General features: G+C 74.5%; 10 protein-coding genes. All 10 read right to left on the reverse strand.

The annotated features are described in order from the left end of the window. Positions 1-29: 29 nt before the first annotated feature. Entirely contained in the window at positions 30-4,508 is a 4,479-nt protein-coding gene (locus ACTJIY_RS13855) for an FtsK/SpoIIIE domain-containing protein (RefSeq protein WP_440675279.1), read from the reverse strand. A 122-nt stretch (positions 4,509-4,630) separates the two neighbouring features. Continuing rightward, the gene (locus tag ACTJIY_RS13860; protein WP_253055092.1) at positions 4,631-5,332 is read right to left on the reverse strand and encodes a hypothetical protein; all 702 of its coding nucleotides are present in this window, start codon (positions 5,330-5,332) and stop codon (positions 4,631-4,633) included. Continuing rightward, a complete protein-coding gene (locus ACTJIY_RS13865) occupies positions 5,329-7,137 on the reverse strand; it encodes a protein kinase domain-containing protein (protein ID WP_440675278.1) in 1,809 nt (602 codons plus the stop codon). The genes ACTJIY_RS13860 and ACTJIY_RS13865 overlap by 4 nt, the downstream gene beginning before the upstream one ends. Further along, on the reverse strand, positions 7,134-8,786 hold the full coding sequence (locus tag ACTJIY_RS13870; RefSeq protein WP_440675277.1) for an FHA domain-containing protein: 1,653 nt from the start codon (positions 8,784-8,786) through the stop codon (positions 7,134-7,136). The genes ACTJIY_RS13865 and ACTJIY_RS13870 overlap by 4 nt, the downstream gene beginning before the upstream one ends. Continuing rightward, on the reverse strand, positions 8,783-9,640 hold the full coding sequence (locus tag ACTJIY_RS13875; protein WP_253055089.1) for a PP2C family protein-serine/threonine phosphatase: 858 nt from the start codon (positions 9,638-9,640) through the stop codon (positions 8,783-8,785). The genes ACTJIY_RS13870 and ACTJIY_RS13875 overlap by 4 nt, the downstream gene beginning before the upstream one ends. After that, positions 9,637-11,280: an RDD family protein gene (locus ACTJIY_RS13880; protein WP_440675276.1), complete on the reverse strand. Its 1,644-nt coding sequence runs from the start codon at positions 11,278-11,280 to the stop codon at positions 9,637-9,639. Before ACTJIY_RS13880 ends, ACTJIY_RS13875 begins: the two co-directional genes overlap by 4 nt. Then, a complete protein-coding gene (locus ACTJIY_RS13885) occupies positions 11,277-13,778 on the reverse strand; it encodes a transglutaminase-like domain-containing protein (RefSeq protein WP_440675275.1) in 2,502 nt (833 codons plus the stop codon). The genes ACTJIY_RS13880 and ACTJIY_RS13885 overlap by 4 nt, the downstream gene beginning before the upstream one ends. Continuing rightward, positions 13,778-15,115, reverse strand: a complete 1,338-nt coding sequence (locus ACTJIY_RS13890) for a DUF58 domain-containing protein (RefSeq protein WP_440675274.1) — start codon at positions 15,113-15,115, stop codon at positions 13,778-13,780. The genes ACTJIY_RS13885 and ACTJIY_RS13890 overlap by 1 nt, the downstream gene beginning before the upstream one ends. A gap of 109 nt (positions 15,116-15,224) precedes the next feature. Then, the gene (locus ACTJIY_RS13895) at positions 15,225-16,199 is read right to left on the reverse strand and encodes an AAA family ATPase (protein ID WP_253055086.1); all 975 of its coding nucleotides are present in this window, start codon (positions 16,197-16,199) and stop codon (positions 15,225-15,227) included. A 48-nt stretch (positions 16,200-16,247) separates the two neighbouring features. Continuing rightward, positions 16,248-18,935 (reverse strand): fibronectin type III domain-containing protein (locus ACTJIY_RS13900; RefSeq protein WP_440675273.1); only part of this gene is annotated, 2,688 nt, incomplete at its 5' end.

The raw sequence follows: 18,935 nt of genomic DNA on the forward strand, positions 1-18,935 counted from the left end.
CCCATGAGGTCCCCACGGGCGTCACGTCGCTACCGCGGGAGCGCGACGTGCAGCTTGCGCGCCCTCCCGGAGACGACGAGGAAGCCTCGTCCCGGCGGGAAGTCCGCGCGCCGGATCCGGCCGAGACCGGTCCCGAGCAACGTGTCGCCGTCGAGGTCGCCCGGCGTGAGGAGCAGACCGCTGCGACCCGCCTTGAACGGCTGCGCGATGGCCCACGCCTGCCCCCAGGTCGACGACTCGGCCTCGCCCACGACGAGCTGCTCGGCACGCGTGGCGGCCCGCACGAACGCGACGAGCGGCTGCTCCGCCGGCGTCCCCGTGAACTCCGTCACCGACTCGACGAGCACGGTGAGCGCACCGGGCCGCAGCGACCCGCCGTCGAGCGCCTGCGTGAGCGACTCGAGGAGCGTCACGACCTCCTCGGGCGACGTCGCCGCCGTGTCCCACGCGTCGAGCGCCGAGATGCTCGTGCGACGCGGCGAGAGGTACACGACCCGGCCCGCGCGCGCCCGGCGCACCGCCTGGGCGATGGTGACGAGCGCCGTCGTGCGACCGCCCCCGGGCGGGCCCGAGAGCATGAACGTCCCCCGGGCGGGCAGCGCCACCGGGGCGATGTCGAGGTCGTCGAGACCGATGGTCGGACGGCCCCCCGTGACCTCGGGCAGCGTGTCCAGCGCGAAGCTGTCGGGCAGCCGCTCGACGCCCGGCGCCTGCTGGATGCCGAGGCGCGTCATCGCGTCGCGCAGCTTGCCCAGCTCGCGCGCCTGCAGCGCCACGTTCGGGTCGCCGCCCAGGACCGCGATCTGGACCTCGTTCTCGTCGAGCACACCGCGGCCGGGCGGGGACGTGAGCGACAGGACGTCCTTGGGGACGCCGAGCGTCAGGTAGTCGTCCTCGCTCGCCAGGCGCAGCACGAGCCGCTTCTGGATCGTCGACCCCAGCGACGTCGGGACCGACGCCGCGCGGTCGCCCGCGACGACGACGTGCACGCCGACCTGGCGGCCGTCGGTCGCGATCGCCGTGAACGCGCCCCACACGGGGAACGCGTGCGCGGGCCGGAACTCGTAGGACTCGCGGAACGCGCCGATCCCGTCGACCAGCAGCAGGATGCGCGGCTCGTCGGGGGCGTTCGCGAGGCGCCGGTACTCGTCGAGGCTGCCCGCACGGACCGAGGCGTACCGGGCCGAGCGCTCGTCGACGAGGTCGCGCAGCGTGCGCAGCACGCGCTGGACGCGCTCCTCGTCGTCGCCCGCGATGACCGCGCCGACGTGGGGCAGGTCCTCGAGCATGCGCAGGCCGCTCGCGCCCGCGTCGACCGCGTAGACCTGGACGGGGCCGCCGCGCGCCGTGATCGCCGCGGAGACGGCGATCGTCCGCAGGGTCGCGCTCTTGCCCGAGCCGCCCGTGCCGTAGATCGCCATGTTGCCGTCGCGGTCGGGCTCGTAGAAGACCGTGGGCTGCGCCTGGGTCGTCGGGTCGTCCTCCACGCCGAGGAGGAGCATCGTGTCGGTGCGCGGGTTGGGCAGGCGCGCGAGGTCGTAGGTCGGGGCGAGCTCGGCCAGCCAGGGCTTGCGCGGCATCGGGACCGCGGCCTCCGTCGCGGCCCGCGAGATCGTCGCGACCACCCGGGCGATGTCGTTGGGACCCGGGTCGGTGACCTCCTCGACCTCGGGCTCGGGCAGCTCCCAGCGGATGTCGGAGCCGAACGCCATCTCCTGGACGTCGATGCGGGGCCGCTCGGGGCGCGAGGTCGTCCATCCGCCCGCGTAGCCGGTCTGGAACGGCGTGATGCGCCCGGGGCCGGTCTTCACGGCGCCGCGGCCCGGGATCGACGGGTCGAAGTGCGCGGCCATCGGGATGCCGAGGATGTCCGTCGAGTCGTCCTCGTCGGCCATGCGCAGCGCGACGCGCAGGTTCGTGTTCGCGCGCAGGTTGTCCTTGATGACGCCGGCCGGACGCTGCGTCGCGAGGATGAGGTGCAGGCCGAGCGAGCGACCACGCTGGGCGACGTCCACGACGCCGTCGACGAACTCCGGGACCTCGTTGACGAGGGCCGCGAACTCGTCGACCACGATGAGCAGGCTCGGCGGCGCGTCGGGGTCGCCGGTCCGCTCCAGCGAGGCGAGGTCCTTGGCCTTCTTCCGGTTGAGCAGGTGCTCGCGGTAGCGCAGCTCGGCGCGCAGCGACGTGAGGGCGCGGCGCACCAGGTGCGGCGACAGGTCGGTGACGAGGCCGACGGTGTGCGGGAGGTGCACGCAGTCCGCGAACGCGGCGCCGCCCTTGTAGTCGACGAAGAGGAACGTCACGCGGTCCGGGCTGTGGGCGGCGGCCATGCCGAGCACCCAGGACTGGAGGAACTCCGACTTGCCCGCACCGGTCGTCCCGCCCACGAGCGCGTGCGGGCCCTGCGTGCGCAGGTCGAGGTAGAGGGGCTCCGTCCCCGAGTGCCCGACGAGGCCGCGCAGGTTCGTCGGCGCCTTGCGCCGCACGGGCGGCGAGCCGTCGCGCGGCGTCAGGGAGCCGTTCTCGCGCCACGCGTCGATGAGGCGGCCCGGGTCCTCGGCCAGCGCGGTACCCGCGAGCGTGAGGTACGAGACCGAGCGCGGGAGGTCGGAGTCGTCGTCGACGGGCGCGCCGACGTCGACCACCGGGGCCAGGATGCGCGCCACCTCGTGGGCCGTCGCGAGGTCCACCGTCTCGCACGCCACGGGGAACGACAGGCGGCCGACCCGGACCTCGCCGCTCGTGGCGCCCGCGGTGGCACCCGGCGCGGCCGCGGCGTCGACGGTGTCCACGAGGACGAACGTGCGGCACGCGGCCGGGAGCTGCTCGACCGAGGGGGCGACCCAGACGACGTGCACGCCCGCGTCCGCGCCGCGCTCCACGAGGCGCGTGAGGCGCGAGCGGTCCACCGGGGCGTCGTCCTCGACGAGCACGACGACGGTCGGCAGCACCGGCTTGGGCGTGTCCTCGCCCTCCTCGGGGTCGATCGGCCCGCGCAGCTCGGCGTGCGTGTCGAGGTCTGCCCCGCGCGCCTCGACCAGGTCCTCGAGCTGCGACAGCAGCGCCTGCGCGGCGCCCGGGTTGTCGGCCAGGTGGTCGCCACCCAGCGGGCTGTGCGGCGACCCGGTGTGCGGCAGCCACTCGAGCCACTCCCAGTCGGCGCGCGAGCGCTGCGACGTCATGGCCGCGAGCACGAGCTCCGACGGCGAGTGCAGCCCCGCGAGCTGGACGAGGATCCCGCGCGCGACGGCGTCGACCGCGGACCCCGCACCGGCGACGCCGAGCGCGCCGTCCGTGCGCAGGCGCGCGACGACCGGGACGCCCGAGATCGTCGCGCACTGGGCGTGCAGCTTCTCCAGCTCGTTCCAGTACTCCGGCAGCGTGTTGTTCTCGCCCGGCTGCTCGAGCTGGGTGCGCGACGGCGCGGCGCCGAGCCCGATGCGGACCGTCAGGAACGCGTCGTGCTCCGGGCGGTGCGTCCACATCAGCCCGCCGAGCCGCCGGACCGCGTCGACCGTGTCGCCCACGGACGGAGCCTCCGAGAGGCGCACCGCGCGCTCGACGGCGTGCGTGCGGTCGATCGTCTCGCGCATCGCGACGACCCCCGCCTCGAACTGCTCGCGCTGCGCCTTGAGCTTGCGCCCCGCCTGCACCTTCTGGTCGAGGTAGTTGCCGAGCATGAGGATCGGGCTCAGGCCGACGAAGACGATCGACAGGACGTTGCGCGTGACGGAGTAGAGGATCGCGCCCATGAGGAGCGGCGCGACCATGGCCAGGTAGGGGAAGCGCTGCGGCTCCGGCGGCTGCGGCGGCTTGGGCGCCTTGAGCTTGCGCTCGGGGAAGCGCGCGACGACGCGCGGGGACCGGTTGAACTCGACGACCGGGCTCGTCGGCGCGAGGCTCGTCGTGCGGTGCAGCGCGACGACGGACACGACCGTGCTGCCGATCGTCACCGTGTCCGACGACGTGAGCGTCGAGCGCGTCATGCGCTGGCCGCCCATGACGAGCCCGTTGGCCGAGTTGGTGTCCGTGATCTCGATCGTCTCGCCGACCGTGAGGCGGGCGTGCCGCTTGGAGATCTGCGGGTCGCTCAGCCGGATGTCCATGTTGCGGTCGCGGCCGAGGTAGCTCGTCCCCACGGGCAGCGGGAACTCGCGCCCCGCGTCCGGCCCCTCGAGCACGCGCAGGACGGCGACGGCCGCTCCGCGGTCCTGCCCAGGCGCGTCGAACTGCTCGGAGACGCGCACGATCGACACCGTCGACCCGGACCGCAGCCCCGCCTCGGTGAGGTCGCTCGTCGGCGAGAGCACGCGCCCCTGCCCGGACCCCGACGGCGCGGTGCCGACCTGGAGCGTGAGCCGGTCCGGGACGGCGGTGCCCGACCGGGTGGGGTCGCCCGCGAACAGCGCCTCAGCGACGTCGCGCACCGTGGCCGTCGCGTCCGCCGTGACGGCGACGTTGGTCGTGCTGGCGTCAGGGCGGTGCAGCGTGAGCTTGATTCGCACGGAGATTCCTGTTCAGGTCCGGGGAGAGGGACGGGCAGGTGGGAGGCCACGACGGTCCGGCGGCGCGGAGGGCGCGACCGGGCGGGGCGCGCGTCGGGCGCGCCCGCCGGGACCCGCGGGGGTCAGCCGTCGTCGGTGAGGTCGAGCAGGGGCAGGTCGGCCGAGGTCACGAGGCGCGACGCCACCGCGTACTCGACGAGGCGCGCACGGCGGTTCGTCGCCAGCGCTCCGGGCCCGCCGCGCAGGCCCTTGACCCCGATCCGGTCGAGCTTGTCGCACACGTTGTCGAGCTTGCGGTTGAAGCGCGTCGTCGCCCAGCCCAGGCGGGCAGCGGCCGCGGCCGACGACGGGATCTCCGACAGGCCGGTGCCGTCGCGTCGCAGCATCGGCTCGGCCAGCGCCACGATGAGCTGCTTCTGGCTCGTCGTGAAGGTGATCATGCCGATGGTCGTCGCGCCGCCCGACTCCGTGTCCTCGGAGCGGATCTCCTGGTACGGCGCCCCGTGCAGCTGCGCGGTGAGCTCGTACGTGGTCGGCCCGGCCGTGAACACGATCGACGTCGTGGGGAAGACGATCGGAAGGCGGTTGCCCGGCGAGAGCCAGGACTGCACCCCGCCACCCGAGTCGCACACCGTCGCCGAGATGAGCGTCCCGACGTTGGCGAGCCACCAGATGCCACCCTCGTGCGAGATGCGCAGGAAGCGGCGGTGCAGGTACGGGTTGTCCTCGATCGCGAGGTCGCCGTCCCGCCCGATGTCGAACGGGTCCCCGTCCACGGACGGGCGGAACCACTCCCCGCAGAACTCGACCGCGAGCTCGCTCACGCCGCCTCCCCCGTCACGCAGGCCTTCTGGGGTGCCGCGGAGAACTTGCCGTCACGGTCCACGATGACCTCGATGCAGACCTGCTCGCCCGGCTTGGCCCGCAGCTCGACGGTCGTCTCGTCGAACGCGTCCTTGTACGGCGAGTCCTCGATCGGGTCGAGCTTCTTCCAGGCGAACATGTCGCCCTCCTGCGCCTTGTCCGAGTCGTACGCCCACGTGAACGTGGCGACCTCGCGCGCCGGGTCGTAGGTGCCCACGAGATCGTTCACGGGCGGGACGAGGTCGCCGAGGTTGTCCGACGGCAGGAAGTCGTCGTCCGTGGCGGCCGTCTCCTCGCCGCCCCCGCCGGTGTCCGTGTCGTCCACGGGGGCGTCCGGCCGCAGCAGGAAGAACCCGCCGACCGCGACCGCGACCCCGACGACGCCGGCGAGCGTCGCCCACAGCGCGCGGCGGCCCGACCGCTCCTCCGCGGGCGCGGCGGCCGGTCCGCCGTCCTCCGGCCCGGTGGGCCGGTGGACGGTGTCCTCGACGGGCGGCTGGCCCCAGGCCCCCGGGCGCCGGGCGCCGGGGTACATCCGGGACGGGTCCGTGAGCTCGGCGACGGGCGCGTGCCCGCCCGCGCCGACGACGGAGGTCGGTGCGGTGCCCGCGGTGTGCGCGGGCGCGCCCTGGTTCCAGGCCGCGGGCGCGTAGGGCTGCTGCGGGGCGCGCGGTCCCGGCTGCTGCTGCGGGGCGGCGGGTCCGGGCGCGACGGTCTGGCCGGGCCACGGCGCGCCCGGCTGACCCGGCCGCAGCGGCGTCGTGGGCTGGGTCGGCCGGCTCGGGGCGACGGGCCCCGACGACGTCCCGCCCGGACCCGAGGGGTCGATCGACACGACCTGCCGCAGGCGGGTCCCGGCGTCGTCGTCCGGCTCCTCCTCCTGCACGTGGCCCGAGTCGTCGAGCAGGTCGATCGGGGTGACCGCGTACGACAGCTCGTTCTGCACCTGCTGGAGGGCGCGCGCGAACGCGAGGACCGTCGGGTAGCGCGACCCGGGGTTCTTCGCCATCGCCGTCGCGAGCACGCGCTCGAGCGAGGCCGGGACGTCCGTGCGGCCCGTCGGGGGCAGCGGCGAGGTCTCGATGCGGGAGATGAGGTTGGCGCTCGAGTTGGAGCCGCCGGGCACCTCGAACGGCGTCCGGCCGGCGAGCAGCGTGTACGTCGTCGCCGCGAGCGCCCAGACGTCGGTCGCGATCCCGCTGCGGGGCGGCTCGGCGAACGACTCGGGCGGGGACCACGGGATCGACATGCCCTCGGCGCGCGCGGCGTCGTCGACCGTCGAGGAGATGCCGAAGTCCGTGAGCGCCGGGTGGCCGTACTCGGTGACCAGGATGTTCGCCGGCTTGATGTCGCGGTGCAGGATGCCCGCGCGGTGCGCCGTCTCGACGGCACCCGCGATCTGGACCGCCGTGCGCAGCGCCTCGGCCACCGAGAGCCGCTCGGTGCGGTACCGCGCGCCGAGGTTGGGGCGCGAGCAGTACTCCATGGCGAGGTACGGGCGCCCGTCGTCGGCGATGTCCGCCTCGTACATCGTGACGATCGACGGGTGGGTCGAGAGCGTCGCCATGAGGTCGGCCTCGGCGTCGAACGCCGCCCGCTGCGAGTGGCTGGACCACTCGTGCAGCAGGACCTTGACCGCGACCCGCCGGCGGGGGCGTTGCTGCTGGTACAGGAAGACGTCGGAGAACCCGCCCGAGCCGACCAGCGAGACGTACTCGAAGCCCTTGATCTCCGGCGGTGGGGACGGCGCGCGCTTGGTGCTCACCGGATCCCCTCGAAGACGAGGGTCACGCCGTCGCCGAGGTCGGCGACGTCGCCGTCGACGACGAGGACCGGCTCCGACGGGTGCAGGCGTCGCGGCGGCTGGCCCGCGCGCAGCAGCGTGGTCCCGTTGGTCGTCGCCATGTCGCTCACGAGGACGTGCCACCCCTCGAGCGTGATCTCGAGGTGCGAGCGCGAGATGTCCTGCTGCGGGCTGGGCACCGTCACCAGGCGGGGCAGCTCCGCCGCCTGCGACCGGGGCGTGCGCGGCCGACGGCCCACGACGACGGGACGGTCGAGCTCGACCGTCTGCCCGGTCGACACCACGACGCGGCCGAGCGGCGGGCGGACCGCCAGCGCGGCGTCGCCCTCGAGGGGCCCGCCGCAGAGAGCGCACGCGTCCCGCGACGGCGGGTTCGCGTGCCCCTGCGCGCACGTCCGCGCGAGGATCTGCTGCTGTCCCGGGCCGGGCGGCGCGCTGAACGACGGCGGCGGCGGCACCGGAGCGGCCCCGCCCGCGTCCTGCGCGGCCGCGCGCAGGTCCGCGATGGCGGACGAGTGCACGGTGTGGCCGTCGTGGTCGAGCCCGGGCTCTCCCTCGGCCTCGGCGGGCTCGCCGTCGGGGTCGAGGACCGTCGCGGCGCGGTGCGCCGCGGCGGGCGTCGCGCCCGTCCACTCCCGCGGGACGCCGGCGATGAGCCCGTCGCCGGACGGGACCGGCGACGGCACGGGCGGTTCCTCCGCGACCGGGGCCGGCGGGACGGGCGGGGTCACGGCGTCCGGGGGTGCCGGCTCGTCGTGCTCCTCGTCGTCCTCGGTGCGCACCGCGGCATCCTCGACGGTCCGCAGGATGGTCGACCCCCACAGGTGCGAGTAGTCGTCGTCCTCCTCCGGAGCCGCGGCGGCCTCGGACGCCTCGACCGCTGCCGCGGGCTCGTCCGCGAGCACCGGCGGGGTCGGGACGTCGGACTCCGGCTCGGGCGCGATGGTCTCCTCGGGGAGGCGGAGCGTCGCGCCGAGCGGCGGCGCGGCCGGCACGGGGACGGACTCGGGCTCCACCGCTGTCGGCTCGGCGACCGAGCCCCAGGAGGGCCGGTCGGTCGGCGCGGGCTCGGCGACGGGCGCGTCGTCGTCCACGAGGTCCGCGGCAGCCGACCGGGCGGGGCGTTCGACGAGCGGCCACGCGACGGCGCCCGCGAGGACCACGCCGGAGACGAGCGGCAGCGTGGCCGCGTCCCCGAGCAGGGGCTCCCCGGCGGGCGCCTCGTCGAGGGTGCCGACGACACCGGTGTCGGAGCGCACGAGCAGCTCGACGACGTCGTCCAGGACGCGCTCGGACCAGGTCGTGACGCCCTCACCCTCGACCCGCACGCGCTCGCCGCCGTCGAGCTCGAGGGTCACGGTCACCCGGCCGCGCGCGGCGACGTGGACGCGACGGTCCGCGACCACCGCCACCACGAACGGCGGCACGGTCCGCAGGCTCGAGCCGAAGGCGCCGGTGAGGACCTGGAGCACCTCGACGACCCCTGCGTCGGTGCCGAGCTGGTCCCAGACCTGCTCGACGAGCGAGGCCTCCACCGGACCCGGCAGCACGACGACCGTGCCGCCTCGCACGACGGCGCGTGCGGTTCCCGTGACGTAGCGCAGCGTCACGTCAGACCCCCGATCTGGAGACGAACATCCCTGGGCAGCGTGTCCTCGTCGACGACCGGACCCGGTGCCGCGGCGTGGTCGCGCGGCGTCGTGCTCCCGCCGCTCGTGTCGTCGGACACGCCCGTCGCGTCGACGACGACGACTGTGATGTTATCCCGGCCCCCGGCCGCGATGGCCTCGTGGACCAGGCGCTCGGCGGCCGCCTGCGGGTCGGGCGTGGAGAGCAGGACCTCCGTGATCCGCTCGTCCGTGAGCTCGCCCGTCAGGCCGTCCGAGCAGACCAGGACGCGGTCGTGCCGCTCGATCGGCAGGTACCAGAAGTCCACCTGCGGGGCGTTGCGCGAGCCGAGCGCGCGGGTGACGACGTGCCGCCGCGGGTGCGTGAGGGCCTCCGCGGGCGTCAGCAGCCCGGCGTCGACCATCTCCTGGACCTCCGAGTGGTCGACGCTCACCTGCTCGAGACGACCGCCGGCGAGGTGGTACGTGCGCGAGTCGCCGACGTTGACGACGAGCCAGTACGGGTTCCCGTCCTGCTCCGAGACGACCACGCCGGTCACGGTGGTGCCCGCCCCCCGGCCGGGCTCGGTGACGATGGCCTGCACGTTCTCCTGCGCGACCGTGATCCGCTCGCGGACCTCGTCCGGCGTGACGACGTCGAGGTCGGCGAGGGGTCGGAGGGCCTCGACGGCCGTCGCGCTCGCGACCTCGCCCGCCTCGTGGCCGCCCATGCCGTCGGCGACGAAGAAGACGGAGCGCGAGACGAGGAACCGGTCCTCGTTGAGGAGCCGGCGCGCGCCCCGGTGCGACGCCGCGCCCCAGGCGAGGTGGACCTCGGCCGGCAGCTCGGTCGTCATGCGGCACCGGGGTGGACGACGATGCGGCGGTCCCCGACGTGGATCGTCGCTCCGACGGGGACGCGCACCCGGGTCCCCGGCTCGGCGACGCGCGGCGGGGCTCCCGGCACCGAGACGACGGTGCCGTTGGTGGAGCCGCGGTCCGTGAGCCACAGGCCGCTCGGGTCCACGCGGAGCTCGGCGTGGGTCTTGGAGACGGACCGCGTCGGGTCGTCGACCGCGACGAGGTTCCACGGCCCGTCGTCGGGCGCCTGCGGGTTGCGGCCGAGCAGGGTCGGGCGGTCGACGGCGCGACGCTCTCCGGACTCGAGCTCGATGACGACCGAGACGTCGGGTGCGGGGTCCATGGCGCGGACGTCCCGCGCCGTCATGCGCGTGCTGTCCCACTCCGCCTCGGCGGGCTCGGGCGTGGGCGCGACGGCGGGTGCGGGGGCCGCGGGCGTCACCACGGGGGCGGGGGACGTCGCCGCCGGCGGAGCGGCCGACGGAGCGGCGGGCGCGGGCGCGGCGGGGACCGGCGGCGCGGCCGGGGTCGACCCGCTCCCGACGCCCGGGACGCCCGTGATCAGTCCGTCGCCCGCGGGCGCCGCGGAGGACGGGAAGGCCCAGGGGTCCGGGACGGGTGCGGCCGACGCCGGACCCGACGGTGCCGACGGGGCGAACGACGCCGTGCCTCCTGGAGCCGCCGGGGCCGCTGGACCCTGGCCGCCCAGCGGGGCGGGCGGGTAGGGCGCGTACCCCGTCGGAGCCGGTGCGGGGGCGTACCCGGGCTGGGACGTCGAGGCGTAGGCCCCGGCCGCGCCGTGGGAGGAACCCGCGGGCGCACCGGCCATGAGCGTGGCCACGCCCTCGTAGCCGGAGGGCGACGAGGAGGCAGGGCTGACACCGCGCACGTCGAGCACGAGCGAGCGGCCCGCCTTGTCGTGCCACCCCTGCGACCGGCCGGAGGAGTCGAAGCCCGGGCTGAGCAGGACCACGAGGATCCCGCCCAGGGGCACGACGCCGACGATGATCCAGCGCAGCGCCGCCCGGCCGAAGCCGACCGGCTCGCGCGTCCCGGCGTCGACCGTGCGGATGCCGGTGAGGAGGTTGCCGAGCGTCTTGCCCGTCGAGCCCTCCCAGAACCAGACGCCCACCCACCACGCGAGCGCGAGCACCCCGGCGACGACGTAGACCACGAGGATCTTGCCGAACAGCGCGGCGGCCTCGTCCTGCGTCACGACCTGGACGCTGCCGAGCGGCGTCCCGACCATCGCGAGGCCCGCGACGACGACCACCAGCGCGACGAGGCCCGGGACGGCGACGTCGACCACGTAGGCGAGGAACCGCCGTCCCCTCCCCGCGAACGGGGCGGTCGCGAGCGAGGACGCCGACGGCGCGGCGACGGCCGGGCCGAACGCCTTCTGGGTCGCCGCGTAGACCTCGGGCTCTGTCGTGGTGTCCGGCGCCGAGTGCGGGGCGGCCGCGTACGGCAGGTCCGCCCCCGCGCGCGCGGCGACGGCCTGGACGCTGCCGACCGGGCCTGCGGCCGGCTCGGCGACCGGGCGACCCGTCCGGGGGAAGGGCTGCCCGCACACGGCGCAGAACGCGGACCCCGCGGACTGCGCGGACCCGCACGCGGCGCACGTCACGTCGCTCATGACTCGTCTCCCTGTCGTCTCGTCGGCTCCGACGACGACCCTGCCGCCGGGGGCACGGCGCCACCCTTCGTGCCGGCGCGGCGGCCGGGCAGCCACCGGCGCAGACCCGACGAACCGGAGGCCGCGCGGACCGACCGCAGCGAGAGTGCGGCGCGGACGCGGGCCCGACGGTTCACGGAGGAGCGTAGCCCCCCGACGACGGTGTCCACGTCCGCCCAGAAGGCCTCGATCTCCTGCTCGGTCGGCTCGCCCTGGCCGAAGACGGTCGCGTCGGCGCGGTGCGCCAGCGGGATCGTCGCCGTCGCGCCGTACGCCTGGGAGAGGAGGCCGGCGCCCTCGCGCCGCGTGGACCCGGCGGGGACGGGCGTGCCGAGGTCCGTCGCGGTGTCCAGGACCTCGCGCCAGCCTCCGCTCACCCGGTCGACGGGACGTGCCGCCGCGCGGCGCCGCGCCCGGCGACGCGCCTTGTAGGCGAGCACCAGGATCACCGGCAGGGCGAGGAGCGCGAGCGGCACCACCACGGCGACGGCGACGAGGGCCGCCTGGCCCCAGTCGAAGCCGTCGCTCTCGGCCTTCTCCTTCTCCTCGTCGTCGACCTTCCCGGCCTCGGCCTCGGCGGGCTCCTCCGGCGGTTCCGGGTCCTCGAGGATCGGGGGCTTGGGCACCTGGAGGCTCTTGGGCTCCGGCTGGATCTTGTTGTCCTCGTCGGGGATCGCCGTGATCGGCACCCACCCGTAGCCGACGAACGGCACCTCCGCCCAGGCGTGCACGTCCGTCCCGGTCGCGGTGAAGGGCTCGCCCGGCTCGAGCGGGTTCTTCTCCATGTCGGGGTAGAAGCCCATGACCACGCGCGCGGGGATGCCGGCCTGGTTGGCCATGAGGGCGAGCGCCACCGCGAACTGCTCGTCGTCGCCCACCATCTCCTCGTCCGCGAGGAGCGTGTCGATGCGCTCCGCCGAGTGGCCCGGACGCGAGGGGGGCTGGGTGTCGAGCCCGCTGGAGAAGACGCCGCTGGCCACGAGGCCGTCGCGGAGCGCGAAGAGCTGGTCGACGGGCTCGGTCTCCTCCCCCATGAACTGCGCGGCCTTGCCCGCGAGCGACGCGGGCAGCGCGTCCTTGGGCGGCCTCGGCACCTCGATCGACTGGTCGATCGCGCCCGCCCGCAGGTCGTCCTCCGTGGGCTCGACCGTGACGAGCGTGTCGAGCGTGTACGAGTCGCCCGGTCGCAGCCCGGCGGTCGTCAGCGCGGTCCCCGTGGTCGAGTTGTAGTACGTGGTCTCGCCGAGCTCGCGCGCGCGGTCGCCCCCGTAGGTGATGCCCTCCAGCGTGCCGACGTCGGGCACCCACACGCCGGTGTAGTCCCCGACCTGGACCTCGACGCGCGTCGGCGTCCCGGACGCGACGGTCGCGATCTCCTCGCCCGCGCGCGTGTAGACGCCCGAGCCGGGCAGCCCGCTGGAGACGTCGTAGACGACGCCGTTGTACGTGTCGAGACCGGCGAGGCGGACCTTGGCGCCTGCCGGGAGCCCCTGCACGGTGAACAGCTCGTCCTCGCGCATGTCCTTGGCGTACTTGCGGAACGCCGTGAGCGGGCTCACGTACTCGTGCAGGTCGAGGGGCGGCACGACCGTCTCGCGCAGCACGGTGCGCGGCGCGTCCGGGAGCAGCACGGGCGCGGCGAACGCCGCGGCGACGCCGCCGACGACCAGCATCGCCGCGCCGGTGCGCACGCGGTGCCACCAGAGCCGCCGCGTCGCGGCCTTGCTCGCCTCGGTCGTGATCTGGTGCGCCCCGAACCGCGCGGCCGTGACCCGCCACCCGGCCCACAGCAGGCCCACGCCGCCCACGACGAGACCCTGCACCACCGGGAACGCCGCGATGACGGTCCCGAGGAGGATGACCCCCACGAACGCGACCACGACGGGGACGAGCGCCCACTCGGCACGGCGCGCGCGCCACGCGATCGTCCCCGCGAGGAGCGCGGTCGCGAGCATGAGGAGGTACGGGACCACCGCGAGCTCCGGGAAGGAGTGCAGCGGCGGGACCGTGGTGACGAACTCCTTCCAGCCCGTGACGGCGCCACGGAGCAGGTCGGTGATCGTCTGCAGCGACGGGACCACGCCGCCGATCGCGTCGGCCGGCAGCGCGAGCGCGCCGCCGAGGAGCAGGTACGCGACGACCGCGGCCACGAGGACCGTGGCGGCGGACCACCGGCGCCAGGCGCCGAGCCACGCGACCAGGAGCCCGACGACGGCGCCCCCCGCGGCCGGGAGGAGGTACCCGGTGGACCCCCACACGGGCCCGAACCCGACGGCGACCGCGCCGAGGACGAGGACGAGCGCGAGCGCGTCGACGGCCCCGAGGGCCGTGAGCGCACGCGGGGTGTCGGCCCCGCGCAGCCGGGTCGTGTTGCGCTGCGAGGTGCCCGAGGACGGCGGCGGCGTGCCGACCGGGGTGGCGCGGCGCGAGCCGCGCGTCGTGGTGCTGGGAGCGCTCATCAGTCGTTCAGCCTCCGCAGGGCGAGGGGGAGCTCACCGAGCTCGCCGATGGTGAGGACGACGAGCTCCGCGATGGCGTGCCGGCTGAGCGAGGCCCCGGGGACGCACTGGATCGCCATGACGCGGACGTCCTGGGGAAGCCGGGCGGACGCCGCCCGCAGCTCGGTCGGCGTCACCCTGCTGCCGACGATGAAGGCCACGACCGAGGCGTCGCTGATCGTCAGCCCCGCGACGCGCGCGACGTCCACGAGGGACGTCCGCTGCGCGCGCGTCTCGACGCGCGCGAGGTCGTCGAGCAGCCGGGTGCGGTGGTCGCCGCGCAGGTTGCCGTCGTTGACGAGGACGGTGACCCCGCGGTCCTCCTTGATCGCCTGGAGGCCGAGAGACCCGCACGCGCTCACGGCGAGCTCGAACTCGTCGTCGTGCGCGTAGTCCTCGGCACGCGTCGAGAGGAGCACGGCGAGGTGCGACCGGCGGGTCTCCTCGAACTGGCGGACCATGAGCTGCCCGGTGCGGGCCGTCGTCTTCCAGTGGATGTGCCGGCGGTCGTCGCCCGGGACGTAGTCGCGCAGCGCGTGGAACGAGACGTCCGAGTTGGAGATGTCGGTCGTGACGCGACCCTCGAGGTCCTTGAGGAAGCCGGTCGACGAGCCCGAGAGGTTCTTCACGCGCGGGTGCACGAAGAGCTCCTCGGGCTCGGTCCAGACGACCTCGCGGCGCAGCAGACCGAGCGGGTCCGCCCGCACCGAGCGCACGGGTCCCACGGAGATCACCGAGCGCCGGTGCGTCGGCACCGTGAAGATCTCCTCGTGGCTCGCCTGGGGACGCAGGCGCGGCACGGGGAACGTCGCCATGCCCTGCCCCACCGGCAGCTCCATGACCGAGGGGAGCAGCGGCCGGCCCGAGTCGTTGCGCACGTCGAGCCGGCCGACGGCGCGGTCGCCGACCGTGACGCGCTGCTGCGCGAGGTCGAGCACGACGGCGTAGCGGAAGCGGCCCAGCACGAACGCCACCGCGGCGAGCAGCGCCACCGTGAGCAGGATCGCGACCACCAGCAGCTCGAGCCAGGAGAGGGCGAGCCCGGCCCACCACGCCCCGACGGTGACGACGAGCGCGGCCCAGCCGAACGGGCTGACCGCCGACGTCACGGGCTCGACCGCCCTCGTCGCCGGCGCCAGCGCGCGCCCGATCGGCGCCGCGACCCGGGCGAGGGGCGCTGCGAGGGGTCGGAGCAGTCCGGCGAGGGCCGACGACGCGGGTGGCGTGCCGGTCCTGCCGCTCGGGCTGCTCGAGCGGGTGCTCGGGCGGCCGGTCGAGGGGCCGTGTGAGGCGTTCATGCGATGGGCTCTCGGTCGGTGCGGGGGAGGACGGTCCGCCGGGTCGACGGTGCGTGGGGCACCCGACGGGCGGAGTGGGCGGGCGGCGTGGGGAGCGCCGTACGTCCGGTCAGGCGGAGCGTCGCTCCTGCGGCGCCGCGACGTCGGCGAGGAGCCGGCCGAGCACGGCCTCGTTCGTGGCGCCGGCGAACTCGGCCTCCGGGTCGAGCACGAGGCGGTGCGCCCACGCCGGCTGCGCGAGCTCCTTGATGTCGTCCGGCAGCACGTAGTTGCGGCCGTGGGCCGCGGCCCAGACCTTGGCGCAGCGCACGAGCGCGAGCGATCCACGGACGGAGACGCCGACGCGGACCTCGGGCGCGTTGCGCGTCTCCTCGGCGAGCCGGGAGACGTACTCCAGGACCGCGCCGTCGACGTGCACGCGCGCGCCGAGCTCGGCCATCTCCGTCACGGCCTGCGTCGTGATGAGCGGCTGGAGCGTCTTGCTCCGGTCGCGGACGGACGCACCGGAGAGGATCTCGACCGTCGACGCGTGGTCCGGGTACCCGATCGACGCCTTCATGAGGAAGCGGTCGAGCTGTGCCTCGGGCAGCCGGTAGGTGCCGGCCTGCTCGATGGGGTTCTGCGTCGCGATGACCATGAACGGACGCCCGACGTCGTGGCCCACGCCGTCGACGGTGACGCGCCCCTCCTCCATGACCTCGAGGAGCGCCGACTGCGTCTTGGGCGACGCGCGGTTGATCTCGTCCGCGAGCACGATCGACGCGAAGATCGGGCCCTGGTGGAACTCGAACTGTCCCGTCTTCTGGTCGTAGATCGTCACGCCCGTGACGTCCGACGGAAGGAGGTCGGGCGTGAACTGGATGCGGTTGTTCGTGCCCTGGACGCTCGCCGCGAGGGCGCGGGCGAGCGACGTCTTGCCCGTGCCGGGTGCGTCCTCGAGGAGGATGTGGCCCTCGGAGAGCATGCACGTCAGGGTGAGGCGCACCACGTGCGCCTTGCCCAGGACGGCCTGGCCCACGTTGCCGACGAGGCGGTCGAAGGTCTGAGCGAACCAGGTGGCCTGCTCGGGGGTCATCGTGCTCATGAGTTTCCGTTTCTCGTTGCGTGCTGTAGAGCGGACGGGCGGGGGGGGCTACCAGCCCATGACCGGTGTGCTCGTCCCGTCGGAGAACTTCACCTGGACCTGCTGGCCCGGCCAGCCGTAGTAGCACTGGAGCCGCTGGCGGCCGTTGCTGAGGTTGATGGTCCACCACTCGTTGGAGTAGTTCGACGAGGGCGAGAACCTGTGCCAGCCGCCGTCCGAGCCCCAGCACTGGTACTGGACCGATCCGGTCGCGCCGTTGGGGTCGATGCCGAGCCAGCGGCACGAGCTGTCCCCGCACCCCTCCTCGCCCTGGGCGTCGGAGTGCTTGTAGAGCGTCGGCACCGGGCGCGCCTCGGTCTTGGCCGAGTCGCACGCCTCGGCGGACGTGTTGCCCTCGCTGTCCTTCGCGACGGCGCACAGCTTGGCGGTCTCGCCGTAGCCGAGCCCGCTCGCGGTGTACGTGTTCGACCCCGAGCCGGCGGACTGGGAGATGCCGAACGACCCGGACTTCGCCCCGCTGACCGTGATCGTCACGTTGCGACCGTTCGTCGAGCCGGAGACCTTGAAGGTCACCTGGCCCTTGCCGCCGCTCGCCGAGACCGTCGGGCGGGGCGGCGGTCCGTACGGGGTGGCCGAGTTGGCGGTCGTGCTCTCGCCGGCCTGGTTCGCGCCGTCGACGTTGGCGACGGCGCGAACCTTGATCGAGTACGCCTTTCCGTTGGTCAGCCCGCCCACGATCTTGTTGTCGGCGAGCTTCTTCCAGCCGTCCCCGGCCGCGTACTCGTAGGAGATCTCGCTCGCCTTCACCCCGTTGCCGGACGCCGCGCCGAACGAGAGCTGGATCTGATTGTTCGTCCCGTTCGCCGTAGCCCGGAGGTTGCTCACCGTGCTCGGCGCCGCGAAGGCGCGCACCGGGTCGGACGCGGGCGAGAACTCGGCGTCGCCGAACTTGTCGGTCGCCTTGTTGTGCGCCCGCACGCGGAACGTGTAGCCGGTCGTGTCCGCGGAGACCCCGATCGTCGTCGAGGTCGCTCCCGCCCCCGCGGTGGCGGTCTTCACGACGGAGCCGCCCTGGAGCGCCTCGATCGTGTACTTCGAGATCGCCGCGCCGTTGTCGGACGGGGCGGTCCACGCGACCTGCATCTGCGACGTGTCGCCGATCGAGGTGCGCTTCACGGTCGGCTTCGCCGGCGCGGCCGGCTTGCCCGCGGGCGTCTCCGCCGTCGAGTACTCGCCCCAGTCCGAGGGGTCGGGCGCGAGGTTGTTCGCCCGGACGCGCACCTTGTACGCGACGCCGTTCTTCAGCCCGTCCCAGGTCACCGAGGTCCCGACGAGCGCGGTCTTCTGGACCGCCCCGCCCGGCGGCGCCGGGGAGATCTCCAGGTCGACCGTCTCGATGGGCGAGCGGTCGGTGTAGGTCTTGTTGGTCCAGGTGACGGTCAGGGACTGGTCGCCGAACTCGAGGGTGGGTGCGGCGGGCGGGTCGGGCTTCTCGTCGGGGCGTGCCTCGGCCGAGGGCGGGGACGCGGGTCCGTCGCCGACGGCGTTGGTCGCGAACACGGTGAAGGTGTACTTCACGTTGTTCGTCAGGCCGTCGAGGGTGCAGGTGGTGGTGCCGCAGGCCTTCTCGTAGCCGTTCTGGGAGCGCACGGTGTAGCCGGTGATCTCGGCGCCGTTGTTGTTCGGCGGGTCCCAGGACAGCACGACCGTCTTGGACCGCACCTCCTCGACCTGGGGGGTCGCGGGAGCCTCGGGCTTGCCGAGCACCTTGAGCTGGATCCGACCCTCGACCTCGCGGTCGGGGTCCTTGGTCGCGTCCTGCACCCGGTACCGGACCACCATGACGCCGACGAAGTCGTCGCGGGGCGTCACGCTGACCTGGTCACCGGCCAGGTCAGCCGAACCCTGCCCGGTCTCCACGACGGCGTCGACGAGCTTCAGCGGTGTGTCGGGGAACGGGTTCGAGTCGTTCGCGAGCACGTCGACCTTCGTGGCCTTGCCCTGGTGGGCGTCGTCGACCGTGTCGGTGTTGGCGCGGACCAGGGGTCGGGTGGAGGCCACGACGGTGAGGGTCGCGGTGCCCTCGACCGGGGGGTGCTCGCCGTCGGTGACGGTGATCGGGACCTGCACGACCGAGCCCTTGGGCACCTCGGGCGTGGCCTGGGCGTGCAGGGTGCTGCCCTCGACCGAGACCGTGATGCCCTGCGCACCGCCCGAGGACGCGGTGAACGTCAGCGGGTCTCCGTCGGCGTCCGTGGCGAAGCGTGCGAGGTCGACCGAGGCCTCCTCGCCCGCGGCCACGTCGAGCGCCGGGGACCCGACGAGCTCGGGCGCGAGGTTCTCCGGAGGCAGGACCTGGACGGGGATGGTCAGGACGTTGGTGTGCCCCTCGGGGTCGTCCGGGCCGGACCCGTCGGTCACCTCGAACGACACCGACGCCGGCCCGGTGTAGGCGGGGTCGGGCGTGTAGACGATCTGGGTCACCGACGGGACCTCGCGCGAGCCCTCGGTGACCTTCACGGCGTCCTCGGTCGTCAGGCGCGGCGTCTTGCCCTCGACCACGAGCACGTGCTCGGTGATGTCGATCGGCAGGGACTCCCCGGCCAGCACCTCGAGCTGCGTCCCCGGCCGGAGCGTCGGCCTCTGGTCGGTGAGGCCGGGCACCTTGACGAAGGCCTTGGCGGTGAGGCCGTCGATGTCGGTGGCGGTGTAGGTGATGACCTGGCGGTTCTCGGT

Origin of the sequence: Cellulosimicrobium sp. 22598 (assembly GCF_052044445.1) — a bacterium.
GTDB lineage: Bacteria > Actinomycetota > Actinomycetes > Actinomycetales > Cellulomonadaceae > Cellulosimicrobium > Cellulosimicrobium cellulans_G.